This window comes from Quisquiliibacterium transsilvanicum (assembly GCF_014202215.1).
GTDB lineage: Bacteria > Pseudomonadota > Gammaproteobacteria > Burkholderiales > Burkholderiaceae_E > Quisquiliibacterium > Quisquiliibacterium transsilvanicum.
Genome location: NZ_JACHGB010000003.1, coordinates 353,768 through 372,884, shown reverse-complemented (window position 1 = coordinate 372,884; position 19,117 = coordinate 353,768). Strand labels below are relative to the sequence as shown.

At 70.7% G+C, this 19,117-nt stretch carries 17 protein-coding genes; 12 read left to right on the top strand and 5 right to left on the bottom strand.

Going from position 1 to position 19,117, the window contains the following annotated elements:
• Window positions 1-113 precede the first annotated feature (113 nt).
• The 7 genes from HNQ70_RS08280 to HNQ70_RS08250 all read left to right on the top strand — a co-directional run bounded on the left by HNQ70_RS08280 (window position 114) and on the right by HNQ70_RS08250 (window position 8,117).
• Complete coding sequence (locus HNQ70_RS08280) at window positions 114-1,367, top strand: ABC transporter substrate-binding protein (protein ID WP_183966209.1); 1,254 nt, start codon at window positions 114-116, stop codon at window positions 1,365-1,367.
• A gap of 166 nt (window positions 1,368-1,533) precedes the next feature.
• On the top strand, window positions 1,534-2,121 hold the full coding sequence (locus HNQ70_RS08275) for a PEP-CTERM sorting domain-containing protein (protein ID WP_183966207.1): 588 nt from the start codon (window positions 1,534-1,536) through the stop codon (window positions 2,119-2,121).
• A gap of 237 nt (window positions 2,122-2,358) precedes the next feature.
• Complete coding sequence (locus tag HNQ70_RS08270; protein WP_183966205.1) at window positions 2,359-3,225, top strand: branched-chain amino acid ABC transporter permease; 867 nt, start codon at window positions 2,359-2,361, stop codon at window positions 3,223-3,225.
• On the top strand, window positions 3,222-4,232 hold the full coding sequence (locus tag HNQ70_RS08265; protein ID WP_183966203.1) for a branched-chain amino acid ABC transporter permease: 1,011 nt from the start codon (window positions 3,222-3,224) through the stop codon (window positions 4,230-4,232). Before HNQ70_RS08270 ends, HNQ70_RS08265 begins: the two co-directional genes overlap by 4 nt.
• 2 nt (window positions 4,233-4,234) lie before the next feature.
• On the top strand, window positions 4,235-5,065 hold the full coding sequence (locus HNQ70_RS08260; RefSeq protein ID WP_183966201.1) for an ABC transporter ATP-binding protein: 831 nt from the start codon (window positions 4,235-4,237) through the stop codon (window positions 5,063-5,065).
• A gap of 3 nt (window positions 5,066-5,068) precedes the next feature.
• Window positions 5,069-5,773, top strand: coding sequence for an ABC transporter ATP-binding protein (locus HNQ70_RS08255; protein WP_183966199.1), 705 nt, complete (start codon window positions 5,069-5,071; stop codon window positions 5,771-5,773).
• Between the two features lie 187 nt (window positions 5,774-5,960).
• Window positions 5,961-8,117 (top strand): PhoX family protein, encoded by a 2,157-nt coding sequence (locus HNQ70_RS08250; protein ID WP_183966197.1) that lies wholly within the window; start codon window positions 5,961-5,963, stop codon window positions 8,115-8,117.
• A 3-nt stretch (window positions 8,118-8,120) separates the two neighbouring features.
• Here HNQ70_RS08250 and HNQ70_RS08245 read toward each other — a convergent pair whose 3' ends face one another.
• From HNQ70_RS08245 to ffh, 5 genes are all read right to left on the bottom strand, one after another.
• A complete protein-coding gene (locus HNQ70_RS08245; RefSeq protein ID WP_183966195.1) occupies window positions 8,121-9,392 on the bottom strand; it encodes a Glu/Leu/Phe/Val family dehydrogenase in 1,272 nt (423 codons plus the stop codon).
• Between the two features lie 9 nt (window positions 9,393-9,401).
• A complete protein-coding gene (locus tag HNQ70_RS08240) occupies window positions 9,402-10,835 on the bottom strand; it encodes an FAD-binding oxidoreductase (protein ID WP_183966193.1) in 1,434 nt (477 codons plus the stop codon).
• Window positions 10,836-10,860: 25 nt separating this feature from the next.
• Window positions 10,861-11,436, bottom strand: coding sequence for a peptidoglycan L,D-endopeptidase MepK (gene mepK / locus HNQ70_RS08235; protein ID WP_183966191.1), 576 nt, complete (start codon window positions 11,434-11,436; stop codon window positions 10,861-10,863).
• Complete coding sequence (locus tag HNQ70_RS08230) at window positions 11,433-12,377, bottom strand: L,D-transpeptidase family protein (protein ID WP_221302717.1); 945 nt, start codon at window positions 12,375-12,377, stop codon at window positions 11,433-11,435. The genes mepK and HNQ70_RS08230 overlap by 4 nt, the downstream gene beginning before the upstream one ends.
• Before the next feature lie 131 nt (window positions 12,378-12,508).
• On the bottom strand, window positions 12,509-13,864 hold the full coding sequence (ffh, locus tag HNQ70_RS08225; RefSeq protein ID WP_183966189.1) for a signal recognition particle protein: 1,356 nt from the start codon (window positions 13,862-13,864) through the stop codon (window positions 12,509-12,511).
• Between the two features lie 22 nt (window positions 13,865-13,886).
• On the opposite strand from ffh, the gene HNQ70_RS08220 reads away from it, so the two are divergent.
• The 5 genes from HNQ70_RS08220 to ampD are packed head-to-tail and all read left to right on the top strand — an operon-like array spanning window position 13,887 to window position 18,675.
• A complete protein-coding gene (locus HNQ70_RS08220; RefSeq protein WP_343060690.1) occupies window positions 13,887-14,753 on the top strand; it encodes a cytochrome C assembly family protein in 867 nt (288 codons plus the stop codon).
• Between the two features lie 4 nt (window positions 14,754-14,757).
• Window positions 14,758-15,048 carry a PP0621 family protein gene (locus tag HNQ70_RS08215; protein WP_246434841.1) on the top strand — a complete coding sequence of 97 codons (291 nt, stop codon included), beginning with the start codon at window positions 14,758-14,760 and terminating at the stop codon, window positions 15,046-15,048.
• Window positions 15,017-16,630: a sensor histidine kinase gene (locus HNQ70_RS08210; protein WP_183966187.1), complete on the top strand. Its 1,614-nt coding sequence runs from the start codon at window positions 15,017-15,019 to the stop codon at window positions 16,628-16,630. Before HNQ70_RS08215 ends, HNQ70_RS08210 begins: the two co-directional genes overlap by 32 nt.
• Complete coding sequence (locus tag HNQ70_RS08205; protein WP_183966185.1) at window positions 16,627-18,069, top strand: sigma-54-dependent transcriptional regulator; 1,443 nt, start codon at window positions 16,627-16,629, stop codon at window positions 18,067-18,069. The genes HNQ70_RS08210 and HNQ70_RS08205 overlap by 4 nt, the downstream gene beginning before the upstream one ends.
• A gap of 15 nt (window positions 18,070-18,084) precedes the next feature.
• Window positions 18,085-18,675: a 1,6-anhydro-N-acetylmuramyl-L-alanine amidase AmpD gene (gene ampD, locus HNQ70_RS08200; RefSeq protein WP_183966182.1), complete on the top strand. Its 591-nt coding sequence runs from the start codon at window positions 18,085-18,087 to the stop codon at window positions 18,673-18,675.
• The last annotated feature ends 442 nt before the right edge of the window (window positions 18,676-19,117 follow it).

Sequence of the window (19,117 nt, the reverse complement as noted above, 5' to 3'; positions counted from 1 at the left end):
GGCCCGGTCCGATGGCGCGGTTCCTGCGCCTTGCCGTTTCGGGTATCGTCGTCCGCTTGGGGCGCGCTCGCGTCGAAGAGCGGCCTGACACAACGAGAGGGACTGGAGAAACGATGAGCGAGACCCCTGAAGGCCTGAACGATTCGCGTCGCAATTTCGGCAAGGCCGTCGCCGGCGTCGCCGCTGGCACCGCGCTGTCGCCGGCGATCGTCCGAGCGCAGACAAGCAAGGTGAAGGTGGGCGTGCTGCTGCCCAAGTCGGGCTACCTGGCGCAGCTCGGCCAATCCTGCCAGCGGGGCGCGGACGTCGCCCCCGAGGTGCTGCGCGAGATGTACGGGGTCGACATCGAGCTGATGAACGCGGACTTCGAGTCCAACGTGGACCAGGCGCGCGCGCGGGCCGAGAAGCTCATCAACGACGGCGCCCAGGTGCTGGTCGGTCCCTTCGAGAGCGGCGCCGCCGCGGCGATCGCCCAGGTGGCGGAGCAGCGCAAGGTTCCTTTCGTGGTCAACATCGCGGCCGCGCCGCAGATCACTGAGCAGGGTTACAAGTACACCTTCCGCAATTTCCCGACGTCCGTCGAACTGATCCGAAACGGGCTCGGGCTGTTCCGCGACATCTTCCAGGCCACGCAGACCGCGCCGCGCACCTGCATCCTGATGCACGCGAACGATACGTTCGGCCTGGCCAACAGGCGTGCCATCGACGCCATCTTCCCGACGCTGAACTACCTGCCCTTCAAGATCGTCGACTCCATCAGCTATGACCCGGCGGCGCGCGACCTCTCCGTCGAGGTGGCCAAGGCGAAGGCCAGCGGCGCCGAGATCGTGATGATGGTGTGTCGGCTCAATGACGCCATCCTGCTGGTACGCGAGATGGTCAAGCAGCGCTGGTCGCCACAGGGGCTCATGAGCCCGGGATCGCCCGGCATGTACGAGGAGCCCTTCTACAAGGCCCTGGGCAAGTACTCCGAGTACGCCATCTCCAACGTGCCCTGGTACAACCCGAAGGCGAAGCTCACGGGCATCGTGGAGAAGGCCTTCGACAAGCGCTTCCCGAAGGACAAGATGATGTTCCACGCGCTGAACGTGGGCTTCACCTTCGAGGCGATGATGGTCGTGGCCGATGCGGTCAAGCGCAGCAGGAGCACTGACGGAACGGCGCTGGCCGAGGCCATCCGGCAGACCAACATCAGCGAGCGCATGATGCTCGGCGGGCCCATCCGCTTCAACGCCAAGGGCCAGAACACCGAGATCGCCTCGGCGGCGGTGCAGAACCGGAACCTGCGGCCCACCGTCGTGCTGCCGAAGGACACGGCCGAGCTCGCTCCGGTGTTTCCGGTGCCGGACTGGAGCAGGCGCGGATAAGGTGCGTGCAGTCGCCGCGCCGCGAATATGCGGTTTTCATTGTCGGGATTTCTGACGATCCAGTTCGAAGCAATTTGGTTTCCTTCGTGAAATCAATCACCTGGCGTCATGGCAAGGATATTGCATGATGCCTGTAAAGAAGGGGAACGCCATGCAACGGACACAAATGAAAACCATGCCTTTCGCAATGGTCGCTGCGGCGGCCGCTGTGGCGGGGTTCATGCTCGTCGACGCCAGCCACGCGGACGTCCGGGAGCGGCGTACCCGTACCACGGCGCCCGCCCAGCAGGTCGCGCCCGCAGCACCGGCACCGGCACCGGCGCCGACACCCGCCGCGGGGCCCGCGGGGTCGATCTGCTACGTCACCGAGGTGCTGCCTGCAGCACCGGTTTCCGTCCCGGTCATCTCTGCCCCGCCGCCTCCCGTGCCTGCCGGCACCGACGGCCGCCAGCGCCGCAGCCGCACCGTGCAGGCTGTCGCCGAGGTCGCGCCGGCCCCGGCGCCCCAGCCGATCGTCATCACCAGGGCAGTGCCCTGCCCGGAGGCGCCGTCCGCCGAGGCGCCCGGCAGTGGGTCGTACACGCCCGGCCTGCTGAGTCCCCCGCTGCTCGCGGGCGAGCCTACCCCGGGCATCGATCCTTTGCTCCCCGGCGAGTCCACAGGGATCACGCAGGTGCCTGAGCCCTCCGTTCTCGCGCTCTTCGGCGTGGGGGCCCTGGGACTTGCCATCGCCCGTCGCCGCCGGCGGGGTTGAAGCCGCGGCGTTCGCAGCGGCTTCAACCGCTGCGAACGGTGTCGCAGTCACTGCGCTGTTCCGCCCGCTCGGGCTTGCTCCGAGTGTGCAGCCGCGCGTAGTGTGCGGATGGTTTTAGCGGTCTACTCTCCGGTTTCATGCTTCACAGTCCCGGCCCGCAGGGATGCCCGCGTTGGTGAGCCCGCAGATTTGCAGTATCTTCGCCCGCTTGCCCTTCGCCACGCGCATTGAACCTGGATGCCCCTCGAAACCATTCTCAACGTCGTCACCGGCGGCCTGCTGACCGGCCTGGTGTACGGACTGATGGCGCTGGGCCTGTCCGTCATCTATGGCGTGGTGCGCATCGTCAACTTCGCGCACGGCGAGATGATGGCGCTTGCCATGTACGTCGCGGTCGTTGCGTTCGCGGCCTTCGGGGCCGATCCCCTGTGGATGCTGGCGCCGGTGGCGCTGGTCTTCTTCGCTTTCGGCTACCTGCTGCAGCGCGGGCTCGTCAACCGCTTCATCGACCGTCCCGAGCATTCGCAGTTCATGCTGCTGCTGGCGGTGGCGCTGATCATGGTCAACGGGCTGCTGATCGCCTTCGGGCCGGACGCGCGCAACGTGCAGGTTGACTACGCGCTCGATTCCTACGAGATCGGGCCGCTGCTGGTGGACAAGGTGCGGGTGATCTGCGCGGTGGTGGCACTGCTGTGCTGCGCGGGCCTGTTCGCCATCTTCCGTTTCACCGGCTTCGGCAAGGCGATCCGCGCCTGCGCGGACAACCTGCTCGGCGCGCAGGTGGTGGGGCTCAACGTCAAGCATCTCTACGGGCTCACCTTCGGCCTGGGCGCCGCCTGCGTCGGCATCGCGGGCTGCCTGCTCTCGCTGCTGGTCGACGTCACGCCGGCCTCCGGGCCTGCCTTCACGCTGCTGGCCTTCGTCATCGTGATCATCGGCGGGCTCGGCTCGATGGTGGGCGCGCTGGCCGGCGGCGTGCTGATCGGGGTCTCGGAGTCGATCGCGGGGCTGCTGATCGCGCCCTCGATGAAGAGCATGGTTTCCTTCGCGCTGCTCATCCTGGTCCTCGCCTTCAGGCCGCAGGGCCTGTTCTCTCGCCGATGAAGGATCTCGTCGCCGTCTTCACCCAGTCGCCGCTGCGTTCGCGGCTGGCGCTGTTCGCGCTGCTGGCGGTGCTGCTGGCCGCGCCGCAGTTCATCACCGATCGCTACCTGCTGTCTGCGCTGATCCTGGTGATGTACTTCGCCTTCGTGGGGCAGGCCTGGAACGTGATGATGGGTTTCGCGGGGCAGCTGTCGCTGGGGCACTCGCTGTACGTGGGGCTCGGCGCCTACACGGCGGCGGCGCTGTTCCAGCACTTCGCGGTCTCGCCCTGGCTGGGTATGCTGGCGGCGGTGGCGATCTGCGTGCTGGCGGCCACCGCGATCGGCTGGCTGGCGTTCCGCTTCGGCATCTCGGGCACCTACTTCGCGCTGCTGACGATCGCCTTCGCGGAGTTCACGCGCATCGGCTTCGATCACATCGACTGGATCGGCGGCTCGGGCGGCTTCTTCCTGAAAGTGCAGCAGGCCGGCCAGGCCGACCTCTGGAACATGCGCGGCGGGCCGGTGATGTTCTACTACCTTGCGCTGGGCCTGGCGGCGGGGGCCTTCGTGCTGTCGGCCGGGCTGCTGCGCAGCCGGCTCGGCTACTACTTCCGGGCGATCCGCGACAACGAGGAGGCGGCGTGCGCCGCCGGCGTCGACGCCTTCCGCGTGAAGATGATCGCCATCCAGATCTCCGCGGGCCTCACCGCGCTGGCCGGGGTGTTCTTCGCCTTCTACTACAACAACCTCTTCCCCGGCGAGATCTTCAACATGGGCCGGTCGATCGAGATCATCCTCGCGCCGATCATCGGCGGCGTCGGCACCCTGTTCGGGCCGGTGCTGGGGGCGGCGCTGCTGACGCTGCTCTCCGAGGGGCTGAACGAGATGCTCGCGGTCTTCGGCTGGGAGATCCCGGGCATCAAGCAGGTGCTCTACGGCGTGGCGCTGGGCCTGTCGATCATGTTCATGCCGCACGGGATGTGGCCGGGCATCGCGCGGCGCCTCGGCTTCACGAGGGGGCGCTGAGGATGGGGCCGCATTCCGCAGGCGCCGGCACTGCGCAGTCCGTGGCAGGCAGCGGCCACCCGCAGTTCGAGGCAGCCAGCGGTGGTCCGTACGCAGCTGCAGGCCGTGAGCATCCCCTGCTCTCGGTCCAGTCGGCGTCGAAGAGTTTCCGCGGCCTGCGGGCGGTGGCCGAGGCGTCGCTGGAGGTCCGCGAGGGCGAGATCGTGGCGCTGATCGGGCCCAACGGCGCCGGCAAGACCACGCTCTTCAACCTGATCGCCGGCGCGCTGGTGCCCGACACCGGCTCGATCCGCTTCATGGGCCGGGACATCGCCGGCCTGCGTCCCGACCAGGTCTGCGCGGCGGGCGTCGGGCGCACCTTCCAGATCGTGCGGCCGTTCGCCGACATGACGGTCATCGAGAACGCGATGGTGGGCGGCTTCCTGGGCACGCGCGACACCGGGGTGGCGCATGACCGAGCCGAGCTCGCGCTGAGCTCGCTCAACATGTGGGACCTGCGCGACCGCCCGGCCTCCAGCCTCACGCTGCCCGACCGCAAGCGGCTCGAGGTGGCGCGCGCGCTGGCCACGCAGCCGAAGCTGCTGCTGCTCGACGAGGTGATGGCCGGGCTGCGCCCCACCGAGACCGACGAGATGGTGGCGGCGTTCCGGCGCCTCAACGCCGAGTCCGGCATCACCATCCTGCTGATCGAGCACGTGATGCGGGCGGTGATGGCGCTGGCGCAGCGGGTCTACGTGCTGCACCACGGCGAGATTATTTCCAACGGCACGCCGGCCGAGGTCACGCGCGACCCCAAGGTGCTGCACAGCTACCTGGGCGCCGAGGAGGTCTGATCGATGCTCGAGGTGCGCGACCTGTCGGTCTTCTACGGCGACGCCCAGGCGCTGGACCGGGTTTCGCTGAGCGTTGGCGAGAACGAGATCGTGGTGATCGTCGGCGCCAACGGAGCGGGCAAGACCTCGCTGATCCGCGCGATCGGCGGGGTGCTGCGCCCGCGCGGCGGCTCGATCCGCTTCGCGGATCGGGAGATTGCGGGGCTCGACAGCCATGTGGTCTGCAATCTTGGCATCGGCCAGGTCGCCGAGGGCCGGCAGATCTTCCCTTCGATGAGCGTGCTGGAGAACCTCGAGGTCGGCGCGATGCTGCCGCGCGCGAAGGCGCATGCGAAGGCGCAGCTCGAGAAGGTGTTCGAGATGTTCCCGCGCCTGCGCGAGCGCACCGGCCAGCTGGCGGGCACGCTGTCCGGGGGCGAGCAGCAGATGCTGGCGATCGGGCGCTGCCTGATGGGCCAGCCGCGGCTGATCATGTTCGACGAGCCCTCGCTGGGGCTTGCGCCCTCGGTGGTGCAGGAGGTGTTCGCGGCGATCCGTTCGCTGCATGCGGAGGGCATGACCGTGCTGCTGGTCGAGCAGAACGTCGCCGCCTCGCTGAAGCTGGCCAACCGTGCCTACGTGCTGGAGAACGGCGCGGTGGCCCTGGAAGGGCGCGGCGCGGATCTGCTGGACGACCCGCGGGTGCGCGAGGCCTACCTGGGGCTTTGACGGGCGGCCTGGCCGTTTCCGGCGTGCAAAGCCTGGTCTGCGATGCAGCGCCTTCGGGCGTACCGTGAGGTGCCGCGCCGCGAGGTGTACTCCACAAGGTGCGGCCAGTCAGGTGTGCGCAAGCCGCGTCCCGCAACGTGCGCCCGCGAGGTGCGCCAAGCAATCTGCGTCTGACGAGGTGCATTCCATGAGCCGCTTCTTCCATCGTTTCGAGTCCAGGGACAATCCCAGCGGCGCGCCGGGAATCGGCGAGCTGATCGAATCGCACGCGCGGCGCGAGCTCCTGCAGCGTGCCGGCTCGGCGGTTGGCGCGGCAGCGCTGAGGCGCGCCGCCGGGGCGGGCGCGTTGCTGGGGCTGGGAGGCTGCGCCGCGGGCGGCGGTACGGACCGACGCGGCGGGGGCGATGGCGGCAGCGGGGACGCTAGTGCCGGCAGCGCTGGGTCCGGTGCCGCCGTTCGCAGCGGGCGCCTCGGCTTTTCTTCCGTGCCGGTGTCCACCGAGGACGCGGTGCGTGTCCCGGAGGGCTATTCCGCCCAGCTGCTGATCCGCTGGGGCGACCCCATCGGTCATCCGGAGGGCCAGCCCGCGTTCAGGCACGACGCATCCAATACCGCAGACGAGCAGGCGCTGCAGTCGGGCACGCACCATGACGGCATGGCCTTCTTCCCGCTCCCGCGGGCGGGAATGCAGGGCGTGGCGGTGCGCCCCGCGCCGGGCGCGTCCTCATCGCACGGTCTGCTGGCGACCAACCACGAGTATCCCGACTACGGCACGCTGTTCGGCGACCACATGGCCGGCTGGTCGTTGGAGAAGGTGCGCAAGGCGCAGCACTCGCTGGGGATCTCGGTGGTCGAGGTGCGTGGCAAGGGCGGCGTGTGGAAAGTGGTTTCCCCGTCCGCCCACGCGCGCCGCATCCACGCCGGCACGCCGATGCGAATAGCCGGGCCGGCGGCCGGGCACCCGTCGATGCGCACCGCCGCCAGCCCGGACGGGCGCAGCGCGCGCGGCACCTTCGCCAACTGCGCGAACGGGTGGACGCCCTGGGGCACCTTCCTCTCCTGCGAGGAGAACTTCAACTACTACTTCCGGGGCCGCGCGCAGCCGACCCCCGACGAGGCGCGCTACGGTCTCTCGGCGCGCAACGACATCACGCGCTGGGCCCGGTTCGACCCCCGCTTCGACCTGGAACTCCATCCCAACGCGGCCAACCACTTCGGCTGGGTGGTGGAGATCGACCCCTACGACCCCGGCTCGACGCCGGTCAAGCGCACCGCGCTCGGCCGCAAGAAGCAGGAGGGCGCCGCGCCCGCGATCTGCCGCGATGGGCGCGTGGCCTTCTACATGGGCGATGACCAGGCCTTCGAATATGTCTACAAGTTCGTCACCGCGAAGCCCTGGAATCCGCTCGATCGGGCAGCCAACCGCGACCTGCTCGACGAAGGCACTCTGTACGCCGCGCGCTTCGACGCGGATGGCGGCGGCCGCTGGCTGCCACTGGTGCACGGCAGCGGCGGCCTGGTCGCCGCCAACGGCTTCGCGTCACAGGCGGACGTGGTGGTGCGCGCGCGGCAGGCCGCCGACCTGCTGGGCGCCACGCCGATGGACCGGCCCGAGTGGACCTCGGTCGACCCGGTGAGCGGCGCGGTCTACGTGACGCTCACCGGCAACGCGACCCGCGGCCGGGCCGGGCAGCCCGGCGCTGACGCCGCCAACCCGCGCGCGCCCAACCCGCATGGCCATGTGCTGCGCTGGTTCGAGGAGGACGGCGACCATGCGGCCGGCAGCTTCCGCTGGGAGGTGGTGTCTCTCGGCGGCGCACGGGCGCAGGGCGCGGGCGGCGCAGAGGGCCGTTCGATGGGCGGTGCGGCCGCGCGTCCGCACGCGGCGCTCCCAGGCCGGCCGCTCCCGGCGGCGACACCAGCGGCGACACCAGCGGCGACACCAGCGGCGCGCGCCTGGGGCGACGCCTACGCGAATCCCGACGGCCTCACCGTGGACGCGCGTGGCGTGGTCTGGATCCTCACCGACATGCCGCCCACCGCGGCCGCGGAGGATCGCGCGGCCTTCGGCAACAACCAGCTGCTGGCGATGGACCCGCTCACCGGCGAGACGCGCCGCTTCCTGACCGGGCCGCGCGGCGCCGAGATCACCGGCGTCTGCATGACCCCGGACGGACGCACGATGTTCGTCAACGTCCAGCATCCGGGCGAGGCGGACGGCGCGGGTGTCGATCCGCGCGACCCGCGCCGGGTCTCCAACTGGCCCGATTTCCGCCCCGATGGCCGGCCGCGCTCGGCGACGCTGGCGGTGCGCCGGACCGACGGTGGGCCGATCGGGGCCTGAGCCTCAGGGGTAGAGCCCCCGGTCCACCCGGGCCTGCAGCACCCGCGTGCAGGCGACGACGAAGGCCGCGGTGCGAAGCGGCAGCCGCAGCTGCTCGTGCATCTCCCAGACGTGGCGGAAGGCGCCGGTGAGGATGCGGTCGAGCCGGTCGTTGATCTCGTCCTCGGTCCAGAAGAAGCTTGAGAAGTCCTGCACCCACTCGAAGTAGGAGACGGTGACGCCGCCGGCGTTGGCGATCACGTCAGGGATGACGGTCACGCCGCGTTCGGCGAGGATGCGGTCCGCGTCGGGAGTGGTCGGGCCGTTGGCGGCTTCGAGCACGATGCGCGCATGCACTTGCGTGGCGCGCTGCGCGTGCAGCTGGCCCTCAAGCGCGGCGGGCACCAGGAACTCGCAGGGGGTCGACCAGAACTCGTCGACGCCCAGCGCCTCGCCGCCGGCGAAGCCGGCCACGGTCCCGGTGTGCGCAACATGGGCCGTGAGCGCAGCGACGTCGAGGCCGTCGCCACGGAACACGGTGCCGCCGTGATCCTGAACCGCGACGATCTTCGCGCCGGCGGCGCAGAAGGTCTCGGCGGCGGCCGAGCCGACGTTGCCGAAGCCCTGCAGCGCGACCCGCGCGCCGCGCACCTCGATGCCCAGCAGCCGCGCGGCCTCGCGCCCGACGATGAACACGCCGCGCCCGGTAGCCTTCACTCTGCCCAGCGATCCGCCCAGCGGCACGGGCTTGCCGGTGACCACGCCGGTGGCGGTGGCGCCGACGTTCGCGGAGTAGGTGTCCATCATCCACGCCATGACCTGGGCGTTGGTGTTGACGTCCGGCGCGGGGATGTCGCGACCCGGGCCGATCACGATGCCGATCTCGCTGGTGTAGCGCCGCGTGAGGCGTTCGAGCTCCTTGATCGACAGCGCCTTCGGGTCGACGCGCACGCCGCCCTTGGCGCCGCCGAAGGGCAGGTTCACCGCGGCGTTCTTGATCGTCATCCAGCCGGCCAGCGCCATCACTTCTTCGAGGTTGACGTCCGGGTGGTAGCGCAGGCCGCCCTTGCCCGGACCCCGCGACAGGTTGTGCTGCACCCGGTAGCCCTCGAAGTGGGCAACGCGCCCGTCGTCGAGTTCGATGGGCACGTCGACGATCAGGCAGCGCTTGGGGCGGCGCAGTGTCTCCACCCAGCGTGCCAGCCCGCCGAGATAGGGCTCCACAGCTTCGATCTGGGCGAGGTAGGTGCCCCAGGGGCTGCTGGCGGTGGGCGTGACGTAGGAGAGGGCGGACATCGTCCGGACTCAGGCCGGCAGGACCTTGCCCGGATTCATGATTCCCTGCGGGTCCAGCGCGGCCTTGATGCTGCGCATCAGGCCGATCTCGAGCGGCGACTTGTAGTGCACGTTCTCGTCCGGCTTGAGCTGGCCCAGACCGTGCTCGGCGGAGATCGAGCCGCGGTGGGCTGCGACCGCCTCGTAGGTGATGTGGTTGATCGCGGACTCGTGGGCGAGGAAGGCCTCGGGCGAGACGCCCGGCGCCGGCGACACGTTGTAGTGCAGGTTGCCGTCGCCCAGGTGGCCGAACACCACCAGGCGCACGCCGGGGAAGTCGCGCTCGATCGCGGCGTTGGTCTCGTCGATGAAGCGGCCGATCGAGGAGATCGGCACCGAGATGTCGTGCTTGATGTTGCGGCCTTCGAGCGCCTGCGCCTCGGGGATGCCCTCGCGGATCGCCCAGAAGGCGCGCGACTGGGCGATCGAACCGGCGATGGCGGCGTCGGTGACCTCGCCCGACTCCATCGCTTCGCCCAGCAGCGCCTCGAAGCGCTCGCGCGCATGGGCCTCGCTCTCGAAGTCGGAGGACTCGAGCAGCACGTAGTAGGGCGATGCCTCGGCCAGCGGACGGCGGTTGGCGGGCAGGTGCCGCTCGACCAGGCCCATGCAGTAGTCGCTGATCAGCTCGAAGGCGGTGAGCGAGGCGGCAAGGCGCTGCTGCGCCAGCATCAGCAGGCGCAGCGCCGCATGCGGATCGGGAACCGCGGCCAGCGCGGTCACCTGGGCCGCCGGCAGCGGGTAGAGCTTCATCGTCGCCGCGGTGATGACCCCCAGCGTGCCTTCGGCGCCGATGAACAGGTCCTTCAGGTCGTAGCCGGTGTTGTCTTTGCGCAGTCCGCGCAGCCCGTTCCAGACCTCGCCCGCGGGCGTGACCACCTCCAGACCCAGGCAGAGCTCGCGAGTGTTGCCGTAGCGCAGCACCTGGACGCCGCCGGCGTTGGTGGACAGGTTGCCGCCCACCGTGCAGGAGCCCTCCGCGGCCAGCGACAGCGGGAAGAGCCGCCCGGCGTCGCGCGCCGCCTGCTGCAGGTTGGCGAGGATGACGCCGGCCTCGACGGTGGCGGTGTTGTTGACGGTGTCGATGTCGCGGATGCGGTTCATCCTGGCCAGCGACAGCACCAGCGCGCTGCCGGACGCGTCGGGCGTGGCGCCGCCGACCATGCCGGTGTTGCCGCCCTGCGGGACCAGCGGCACGCGGTGCTCGGCGCACCAGCGCACGATGGCGGCGACGTCCGCAGCGGTGTCGGGCTGGGCCACGGCCAGCGCGCGGCCGGTGTAGCGCTTGCGCCAGTCGGTGAGGAAGGGCGCGGTGTCGACGTCTTCGGTCAGCAGCCGGCCGGAGAAGCGCTGGCGCAGGCCGTCGAGAGGGGCGGGGGGCAGGGGGGCGGTGGGCGCGTTCATGCGCACCAGTTTACCGCCCGCTGCGTTACCAGGCGCGCACGCGCCCCGTGTCCAGGTGGACGAAGTCGGAGCGAGCGTAGTAGCCCACCCCGCCGGCCTCCATCGACATCGCCGCACGACGCACGTCGACGAGATCGCGCCCGGGCAGCCGGATGTCGATCGCCTGGCCGGACATGTGCATGCTGCGCTTGGCGACGCCGCCGCTGGCCGCCGCCAGCTTTGCATTGGTCGCGGGCGAGCGATAGCCGGAGATGACGTGGAAGGGCTGCTTCGCGTCGAGCAGCCGGCCCAGCCGGTGGAGCTGGTCGAGCAGCGCCGGATCCATCGACAGGACCTCGCCGGTGCGATGGTCGCGCAGCAGCCGGTCGATCTCGGACATCGCTTCGGTGATGTACTGGCTGCCCTCGCGGTAGACCAGCGACAGGCGCTCGCCGGTGTGCGTGTTGTAGAACGACAGCTTTGCGGGACCGGCGGAAAATTCGGTGCCGTCGCCCAGCGAGGCGGCGGCGAGGCGGGGCGACAGGATGGAGGCCGTGGCGAGGCCTCCGGCCACGAGCAGGCGGCGGCGGCCGGTCGACGAGGGCTTGCGCAAGTCGGTCATTGGGCGAGGGCTCCTGTGGGGTTGGCGGTGGGCGTCGAAAGCGGTGTCGCTGCCGGAAGCGCTTCGGGGAGCGTGACTTCGCGTGCCACGCCATCGCGCGCCGCGACGATCTCCGCCACGCGCAGCCAGTCGACCCGCGACTCGATCCCGCGCTCGGCGGCCAGTGCGCGCAGCGCGTCGATCGGCTTGCCGGATCGACGGTACGCGTCGAGGTGGACTTCCACGAAGACCCTGCCGTCCGGAAGGCCGGCCAGAAGCGCCGGATGGTACACGATGCGTCCAGCGTCGCCGACCCGGACCCGCTCGAAGAGATCGGCGACGTCGTCCGGGTGCATGCGCACGCAGCCATGCGAGCGCAGCGCGTAGATGCTCGTCGGCGCGTTGGTTCCATGGATGCCGATCGCCGGCATCGACAGGCCGATCCAGTGGCGGCCCAGCGGGTTGTCCGGGCCGGGTTCGACCCGCGTGAGCACCGGCTTGCCCTGCTGGCGCATCTCTTCCTGGATCGATTTCGGCACGAACCAGGGCTTGTCCGTCTGGCGGTTGACCACCGTGAAGGGGCCGAGCGGGGTCTGCCAGTCGGGGCGCCCGGCGGTCACCGGGTAGGCGGTGCGCAGCGCGCCGCCCTCGAAGTGGAAGAGCATCCGCTGCGGCACGTTGATCGTGATGCCATCGCCGTTGGACTGCGGCACGATGTGCCGGGTCTCGAGCATCAGCTGCTGGCCGGGCTTGAGCCCCTGGCGCGGGCCAATGGCGTTGTCGCGCGCGATCAGCGCCGCGCCGGTGCCGTGGCGGGCGGCGATTCCGCCGAGCGAGTCGCCGCGGCGCACCTCGTAGACGAAACGTTCGCCAACCAGGCTTTCGCCCCACGCTGCGCCGCCCGAGGAGCCGTTGGCCGCGGCCGGCGCCGCCGCCAGCACCAGGCATGCCGCCAGCAGCACGCGCGCCGTGCCCAGGGCACGGACGCCCCGCAATGCCGGGGCGACGCAGTGAGCGCCCCGCAACGCGCGCGCGCCACGCACCACCTGCGTGCAGCGCGCGATTGCGCCGGCCCCGCCTGCGGCCCCGCCGGTCAACGCCCGCCGGGCATCATGCCCTTCATCCCGCGCATCATTTTCGCGAGGCCGCCCTTCTGCATCTTCTTCATCATCGACTGCATCTGGTCGAACTGGGCCAGCAGGCGGTTCACGTCCTGCACCTGAACCCCCGCGCCGGTGGCGATCCGGCGCTTGCGGCTCGCCTTGATCTGGTCGGGCTTGGCGCGCTCGGCCCTGGTCATCGAATGGATGATGCCCTGCATCCGCTTGAGCTCCTTCTCGGCCTTGCCCATGTCGGCCTGGCCCGCCGCGGCCTGGAACTGGGCCGGCAGCTTGTCGACCAGCGAGGACAGCCCGCCCATCCGTTTCATCTGCCCGAGCTGCTGGAGGAAGTCGTTCAGGTCGAAGCGGCTGCCCGACTTGAGCTTGTCGGCCAGTGCCTTGGCGGATTTCTCGTCGACCGCCTTCTGGGCTTCCTCGACCAGCGAGACGATGTCGCCCATGCCGAGGATTCGGTTGGCCATCCGCTCCGGGTGGAAGCTCTCGAGCCCGGTGAGCTTCTCGCCCACGCCGACGAACTTGATCGGCTTGCCGGTGATCGCCTTGACCGAGAGCGCCGCGCCGCCGCGCGAGTCGCCGTCGAGCTTGGTGAGCACCACGCCGGTCAGCGGCAGCGTCTCGTTGAAGGCGCGCGCGGTGTTCACCGCGTCCTGGCCCTGCATCGCGTCGACCACGAACAGGGTCTCGATCGGCTTGAGCTGCGCGTGCAGCTGGGCGATCTCCGCCATCATCTGTTCGTCGATGGCCAGCCGGCCGGCGGTGTCGACCAGCAGCACGTCGTGATAGTGGGTCTTGGCCCACTGGAGCGCGTCGCGCGCGATGTCGGCGGGCTTCTGCTGCGGCGTCGACGGGAAGAAGTCGGCGCCCGCCTGCTCGGTGACCGTGCGCAGCTGCTCGATGGCGGCCGGCCGGTAGACGTCGCAGGAGACGGTCAGCACTTTCTTCTTGAGGTTCTCGCGCAGCCACTTGGCGAGCTTGCCGACGGTGGTGGTCTTGCCCGCGCCCTGCAGGCCGGCCATCAGGATGATCGCGGGCGGCTGGGTGGCGAAGCTGAGCTCGGCGGCCTTGCCGCCCATCAGCTCGGCGAGCTCGCGGTTGACGATGCCGACCAGCGCCTGGCCGGGCGTGAGGCTCTGCAGCACGTCCTGGCCGAGCGCCTTCTCGCGGACCTTCGCGACGAAGTCGCGCACCACGGGCAGGGCCACGTCGGCCTCCAGCAGCGCGATGCGGATCTCGCGCAGCATCTCCTGCGTGTTGGCCTCGGTGAGGCGCGCCTCGCCCTTGATGGTCTTGACCACCCGGGCGAGCCGCTGGGAGAGATTGTCGAGCATGGGCTTGGAGTAAACTGGGATCGTGTCGATTCTACTGGTTATCGCCCCGGCACTCGCGGCGCTGCTCTACCTGCTGGCGTGGCGCCGCTCGCTGCGTGCGATGGGCGCTGCGGGCTGGGACGCGGGCGCCGATCCTGCCCCTCCCGGACGTCCCGGCGTACGCGAACTCGGCTCGGCGCTGATGCTCGCCGGCCTCGCTGCGCACGGCTTCGCGCTGCACGCGGGCATGCGGGTCGATGGCGGCTTCCACTTCGGTTTCGCGCTCGCGCTGTCGGCCACTCTCTGGGTCGGGGTGCTGCTGCTCTGGTTCGAGGGCCTGTCGGTGCGCATCGAGGCGCTGCGGGTCGGCGTGCTGCCGGTCGCGGCGGTGGCCGCGCTGCTGCCGCTGGTCTTCCCGGGCATCGTCATGACCGTCGAGCGCAGCCAGCCGCTCTTCCTGCCGCATCTCGTCGTGGGAACGCTGGCCTACGGGGTGCTGCTGCTCGCGGCGGTGCACGCGCTGCTGATGATCGCCGCGTCGCGCGCGCTGCATCGGCTGTCGCGCGAATCCTCGCCGCTGGCGCGCTGGATCGAGCAGTTGCCCGCGCTGATGGTGCTCGAGCGGGTGCTCTTCCGGCTGATCGCGCTGGGCTTCGGGCTGCTCACCCTCACTGCGCTGAGCGGCATCGTCTTCTCCGAAGAGGTGTTCGGCCGCGCGCTGCGGCTGGATCACAAGACCGTCTTCGCGCTGATCGCCTGGGCGCTGTTCGGCGCGCTGCTGGTGGGTCGCCGGCTCTGGGGCTGGCGAGGGCGCACCGCGCTGCGCCTGACGCTGGCCGGCTTCGGCGTGCTGCTGCTCGCCTACGTGGGCAGCCGCTTCGTGCTCGAAGTCATCCTCAGGCGCGTCTGATCCCATGGGCAAGATCCTCTCCTGGGTGGTGATGGCGCTGGTCGGCTACCTGGCCTGGCGCCTGGTCGGCGTGCTCCAGCGCAAGGCCGAGGCTGCGCGCCGCGCCCGGCAGGGCGACGAAGGCGCTGCCGGGGCCGGGCAGGGCGGCCGCAAGGCGATCCGCGACGAGCGCATCGTCCCCTGCGCGCACTGCGGCGTGCACTTCCCCGCCTCCGAGGCGGTCGAAGAGGGCGGCCGCTTCTACTGCAGCCCTGCCCACCGGGATGCCGACCGCGCCGCTGACCGCGCCGCCTGAGGCGCGGGCGGCGCCGCGCGCGTCCTTCTGGACCTCGCTGCGCCTGCTCTCGCTGGCGCGGGTGGTGCTGGCCACCGTGCTGGTGCTGCCTGCGATCGTCGGCGGGCGGGTGCCCTGGGCCGATGTCGTCGTCCATGATCGGCTCTATGCCGCGGTCTCGTTCGCCTGGCTGGCCCTGTCCTTCCTGTTTCTGGCGGTGGCGGGGCGGTGGAAGCGGCACTTCATGCTGCAGCTTGTCGCGCAGGCGCTCACCGACCTGGCCTGCCTGGTGCTGCTGATGCATGCGGCGGGCGGGCCGCGCAGCGGCCTGGGCGTGCTCACGGTGGCCGCGGTGGCCGGTGCTGCGGTGCTGGCTCCGCCGCGTCTGTCGGCCTTCTTCGCTGCTGCTGCCACGCTGATGCTGCTCGCGGAGTCGAGCCTGCGGCAGCTTGCCGCGCCCAGCTTCGAGCCCACTGCCTTCTTTGCCGCCGGGGTGATCGGCGCCGCCTGCTTCGTCACCGCCGCGCTCGTCGGCTGGCTGGCGAGCCGGCTGTCGGCGCAGGAGGCGCTGGCCCAGGAGCGCGGCGCCGACCTGCGCAGCCAGCTCGCAGTGACGCAGCTGGTGGTGGCGCAGCTGGGCCAGGGCGTCGTTGTGTTCGACCGCGCGGGCGGGGTGCGGACCATGAATCCGTCGGCGCGTGCGCTGTTCGCGGCCGGCGGCGGTGCGGGCGCGCTGGCGCGCGTGCGCAGCGCGGCGCATTCGCTGGAGGCAGCTGGCCACGAAGGCCTGGAGCTCGCGCTCGACGAGCCGGGCGTGGCGGAGCGTCACCGGGTGCGGGTGCGCGCGCTGCGGCCCGAGAGCGGCGCGCTCGGCGACACCGTGGTGGTGATCGACGACCTGCGCGAGCTCGAGGAGCGCGCGCAGCAGCTCAAGCTCGCCTCGATGGGCAGGCTGTCCGCGTCGATCGCCCACGAGATCCGCAATCCGCTGGCGGCGATCCGCCATGCCAACGGCCTGCTCGCCGAGCAGCTGGGCGAGCCGCGCCTGCAGCGCCTGGCGCGCATCGTCGAGACCAACACGGTGCGGATCGATCGCGTCGTCGAGGACGTGCTCGCGATCGCGCGCCGCGAGCGTCCTTCGGTCGAGCCCCTGGAGCTGGCGCGCTTCCTGGAGGTGCTGATCCCGGAGATCGTCGTGATGACGGGCACGGATCGGCGCCGGATCGAGGTGGCGCTGTCCGCGAACGCGCCGATCCTCTTCGATCCCGGGCAGCTGCGGCAGGTGCTCGTGAACCTGATCGGCAACGCGCTGCGCTACGCGTCGGACGCGCCCGGTGCGGTGCGGATCCAGTGGCGGCGCGACCCGGCTGATCGCTTAGAATTGCGCGTCTCCGACGACGGTCCGGGCCTGGCTCCCGGCATGATCGAGCACGTGTTCGAACCTTTCTTCACCACCGAGAGCAGGGGCACCGGCCTCGGCCTGTACCTCGCACGCGAGTTCTGCGCCGCCAACGGCGCAGCCTTGCGTTACGAGGTGTCCACGGCGCCGGGCGGGCATCGTACTGCCTTCGTGATCGCCGCCGCGCAGCCGGAGGGCGGATGAGCGATCCGCAGCGCACTGCGGGCGTGCCCCGGGTGCTGGTCGTCGACGATGAAGCCGACCTGCGCGAGCTGCTCGAGCTCACCCTCGTCGGCATGGGGCTGGACGTCGACTGCGCCGGCGACCTGGCGCAGGCGCGCGCGCTGCTCGCGCGCCACGCCTACGCGCTGTGCCTCACCGACATGCGCCTGCCGGACGGCGAGGGCCTCGAGCTCGTCGCGAAGATCACCGAGCTGCATCCGAACACCCCGGTGGCGGTGATCACCGCCTACGGCAGCGCGGAGAACGCAGTGGCGGCCCTCAAGGCGGGCGCCTTCGATTACCTGGCCAAGCCGGTGGCGCTCGACTCGTTGCGCAACCTGGTGCGCGCAGCCGTGCAGACCGCGCCGCTGGCCGCGGAAGCGCCAGCGCAGCAGAGCTCGGCGGCCGATCCTGCGCGAGATCTGCTTGGCGATTCCGCCGTCATGCGCGAGGTGCGCGCCTCCATCCTCAGGCTTGCGCGCAGCATGGCGCCGGTGGCGATCACCGGCGAGTCGGGCTCGGGCAAGGAGCTCGCCGCCCGGCTGCTGCACCGCTCGGGCTTGCGCGCCGGGCAGCCCTTCGTCGCGGTCAACTGCGGCGCGATTCCCGAGGCGCTGATGGAGTCGGAGTTCTTCGGTCATCGCAAGGGTGCCTTCACCGGCGCCGACCAGGAGCGCGAAGGCTTCTTCCAGGCGGCCAGCGGCGGGACGCTGTTCCTCGACGAGGTCGCCGACCTGCCCCTGCCGATGCAGGTGAAGCTGCTGCGCGCGATCCAGGAGAAGCGCGTGCGCAAGGTCGGCGCCACGATCGAGGAGCCGGTGGACGTTCGCATCGTCAGCGCCACCCACCAGGACCTCGCGCAGTGCGTGACTGCCGGCAGGTTCCGGCAGGATCTCTACTACCGGCTCAACGTCATCGAGCTGCGCCTGCCGCCGCTGCGCGAGCGTCAGGACGACATCCCCGCGCTGGCGGAGGCCATCCTCGCGCGCCTCTCGAAGCGCGCCGGGCTTGCGCAGGCGCCGAGGCTCGCGTCGGTGACCGTGCGCTACCTGTGCAGCTATTCCTTCCCCGGCAACGTGCGCGAGCTGGAGAACATCCTCGAGCGCGCGCTGGCCTTCTCCAACGGCGAGGTGATCAACGTCGAGGACCTCGGCCTGCGGCCGGCGGTCAGCGACGCGCAGGCCGACGAGCGCGCGCCGCTGCCCGAGGGCGCGGCCGCCGCGCCCGCCGCGGGCCGTCCGGTGCGCGTGGGCGAGGACGGCATTCCCGACGCGCTGCCCGACTACCTCGACAAGCTCGAGCGCGAGGCGATCCTGCGCGCGCTCGAGAAGACGCGCCACAACCGCACCGCGGCGGCGAAGCTCCTGGGCATCACGTTCAGGGCGCTGCGCTACCGGATGCAGCGTCTCGACATCCACTGACGCGATGGCGCGCGCATGAGCCGCCGCGCGCTCGGCTGGGCCGATTCCGGTGACGGCGGCTGGCTCGCGGGCGCGCGCGCCGCTCGCTCGCCGCACCGGGATGCGCGGCCGGCAGGCGCGGTCGTCGACCTGCTCGTCGTCCACCACATCAGCCTGCCGCCGGGCCGCTTCAGCGGCGATGCGATCGAGCGGCTGTTCACCGGTCGCCTCGATCCGGATGCGCATCCGTACTTCGAACAGCTGCGCGGAATGCGCGTCTCCGCCCACTTCCTGATCCGGCGGCGCGGCGAGCTGCTGCAGTTCGTCGGCTGCGACGAACGCGCCTGGCACGCGGGCGCCTCCGCATTCCTCGGGCGCGAGCGCTGCAACGATTTCTCCATCGGCGTGGAGCTCGAGGGCGACGGACGCACCCGCTTCACCGAGGCGCAGTACCGGCGGCTCGCGGCGCTGACCGCGCTGCTGTGCGCGCGTCATCGCTTGCGATGGGTGGCCGGGCACAGCGACATCGCTCCGGGGCGCAAGGTCGACCCGGGACCGTTCTTCGACTGGCCGCGCTACCTTGGCAGCGTGAGTTCGACCGGCCTGCAGCGCCCGTTCGCGGACTGATGGCGGACTGACCGCGGACTCATCGGCGCGCACCTTTCGCGGCGTCGCACGCTTTGCTGTTGCGAGAACGCCGAAGGCCTGCGCCGAATGTCAAGTCGTGCGGTTTCCGGCGTTGCCCGGGTGATACCACCGTCGTAAGATCGGCGGTGTGAACAAGAGGGAAATCTCGCGTCAAGTCAATGACTCAAACGTCTGCATTGAAGCGAGACCTCGGATGCCTTCCGGGAACGAGCACGTTCCGGTGACTTCCTTCGGGGAGTTGCATTGCCGCGCAGGCCGCGGCATGCGATGCGCGGCCGCATCGCCATCCTCTCCTCCGCTGTGCTTGCGTCGCATCCGGGCTCGCCCGATGCGCCCGACCGGCTGGACGCATGTCGTTGCCGCGTCCCCGTGTCCTTCAAGGGAAGCGCCCGGCCGGATCGGCCGGAGCTTTCCGCGTGCC